The organism is Ornithinimicrobium sp. (assembly GCF_035267225.1).
GTDB lineage: Bacteria > Actinomycetota > Actinomycetes > Actinomycetales > Dermatophilaceae > Ornithinicoccus.
The window spans coordinates 1-2,568 of sequence record NZ_DATFMA010000070.1; the positions used below are offsets into that span (position 1 = coordinate 1).

The following is a 2,568-nucleotide window of genomic DNA, read 5'->3' on the forward strand; positions in this document are numbered from 1 at the left end:
GCCGCAGCACCTTCACGGCTCCCGTGACCGACCGCCGACGAGGGAGCTATGGGCAGTTTCTTTACTTTCGTGCAGGAGAACTGGGCGGTCATCTCGGCCAACGGGTGGCAACATCTCTGGCTGGTGATCCAGGTGCTGGTCATCGCCACGGTGATCGGGGTGCTCGTCGCGGTCCTGGTCTATCGGTCCAACACCGCCAGCGGTACCGTCAACGCGCTCAGCGCCGTCGGTCTGACGATTCCGTCCTTCGCGATGCTGGGGGTGCTGACCGGGTTCATCCCTAACGGCGTGTTGCTCTCGGTGCTGGCGCTGGTCTTCTACGGGATGTTGCCGATCATGCGCAACGCCGTCGTCGGCCTGCAGGGGGTGGACCAAACCCTGATCGAGTCCGCCAAAGGCATGGGAATGAGCCGCTTCACGACCCTGCGGAGGCTGGAGATCCCGTTGGCCTGGCCGGTGATCATGACCGGCGTCCGCGTCTCCGGCCAGATGCTCATGGGCATCGCCGCTATCGCTGCCTACGTCCAAGGACCGGGCTTGGGCAACTTCATCTTCTCGGGCATCTCCCGCACCGGTGGGGCCAACGCCACCGAGTCGGTCGTCCTCGGCACCGTCGCCATCATCCTGCTTGCCATCGTCCTCGACCTCGCCCTGACGCTCGTCAAGCGGGTCACGACCTCTAAGGGTATCCGTGTCTGACACCACCATGACGAGAGAAGACTCCACCGAGCGCGAGAATTCGACAGAGGGCTCAGAGTCCGTCCACGGCGAGCAGATCGTGCTCGACGGGGTGACCAAGAGGTACCCCGGCACCTCCTCAGCTGCTGTCGACAACGTGGAGATGACCATCCCAGCCGGCGAGATCGTCATGCTGGTCGGTCCCTCGGGTTGCGGCAAGACGACCACGATGAAGATGATCAACCGCCTCATCGAGCCCACCGAGGGGCGCATCCTCATCGGTGACGAGGACGTGACCGACAAGGACCCCGACGAGCTGCGGCGGCACGTGGGTTACGTCATCCAGGGCGCGGGACTCTTCCCGCACTACACCGTCGGCGACAACATCGCCCTGGTGCCGCGCCTGCTCAAGTGGGACAAGAAGCGAGTCGAGGACCGGGTGAACGAGATGCTCGATCTCGTCTCCCTCGACCCGGACACCTACAAGAACCGGTACCCCCGGGAGCTCTCCGGCGGCCAGCAGCAGCGTGTGGGCGTGGCGCGGGCGCTCGCTGCCGACCCTCCGGTCCTGCTCATGGACGAGCCGTTCGGAGCGGTCGACCCCATCACCCGGCAACGTCTCCAGGACGAGCTGCTGCGGCTGCAGGTCGAGCTGCGCAAGACCATCGTGTTCGTCACCCACGACTTCGACGAGGCGGTCAAGCTCGGCGACCGGATCGCCATCCTCGACGTGGGCTCGGAGATCGTGCAGTACGACACCCCGGAGCAGATCCTCACCAACCCCGCCAGCGACTTCGTGCGTGGTTTCGTGGGCGCAGGGTCGGCGCTCAAGCAGCTCAACCTGACCCGCGTGCGAGACGTGAAGCTGGACGAAGCGGCGTACGCGCACATCGGCGACGACCCGTCGGCCGCGCTGGCCAAGGCCGAGGAGCTCGGGCGCTCGCACATCATGATCTTGGACGACAAACACCGGCCACAGCGCTGGGTCTCCATCGAGGACGTCAACTCCGGCGGAATCGAGAAGGTCTCGCGCGACCATGAGCTGGAGGTGCTCAGCATGACCTCCACGCTCAACGATGCGCTCGACACGATGCTGACCTCGAGGCACCGCGTCGTCGTCGTCACCGGGGCCAAGAACCGCTACGAAGGCGTCGTGCGCACCGAGACCATCATGGACGCGATGCAGGCCATCCAGCAGGGCGAGGTCGGCGCCTCGGAGACGACGGTGGAAGACATCGAGGAGGACGCTCGATGAGCTCAGACTCCACTGAGATCGACATGGAGGGTGATGTCGAGGCTCAGCGGCCCTCCGAGGACAAGCCCTCCATCCTGCAGTGGGTGGCTCAGCCCGTCATCTGCGTGGCCGCGCTCATCGGTTGCTTCATCTATGTCCGCACGGCGCAGCTCGACGACTCGGAGCGGGTCCAGCTCTCGGCGGACAACCTGACGACCCTGTTCCGCGAGCACATGACGGTGGCGCTGAGCGCCACCGTCATCGTGGTGCTCATCGCCGTGCCACTGGGCATCGCGCTGACCCGGGGCCCGCTACGCCGCTTCGCGGTGCCCATCATGACGATCGCCGGGTTCGGCCAGGCGGCGCCGGCCATCGGGCTGATCGGGATCTCGGCCGCCATCTTCGGGCTCGGCGTCGAGGCCTCGATCATCGCCCTGGTGATCTACGGCGTCCTGCCCATTGTCGCCAACACCGTGGCCGGCCTCCAAGGCGTGGACCCGCGGTTGGTCGAGGCCAGCCGGGGAATGGGCATGTCCAGCGCGGCCACGCTGATCCGTGTCGAGCTGCCGTTGGCTCTGCCCGTCATCGTCGCCGGCATCAGGGTCGCGTTGGTTCTGATCGTCGGCACGGCCACGCTGGTGACCTTCATCGGTGGG

3 protein-coding genes are annotated in these 2,568 nt (G+C 66.1%); all 3 read left to right on the top strand.

What is annotated here, in order from left to right:
- Positions 1–48 precede the first annotated feature (48 nt).
- Positions 49–699, top strand: coding sequence for an ABC transporter permease (locus VJ976_RS06235; protein WP_324099252.1), 651 nt, complete (start codon positions 49–51; stop codon positions 697–699).
- Between the two features lie 7 nt (positions 700–706).
- Positions 707–1,933, top strand: coding sequence for a betaine/proline/choline family ABC transporter ATP-binding protein (locus VJ976_RS06240; RefSeq protein WP_324099253.1), 1,227 nt, complete (start codon positions 707–709; stop codon positions 1,931–1,933).
- Positions 1,930–2,568 (top strand): ABC transporter permease (locus VJ976_RS06245; protein ID WP_324099254.1); only part of this gene is annotated, 639 nt, incomplete at its 3' end. The genes VJ976_RS06240 and VJ976_RS06245, both read left to right, overlap by 4 nt.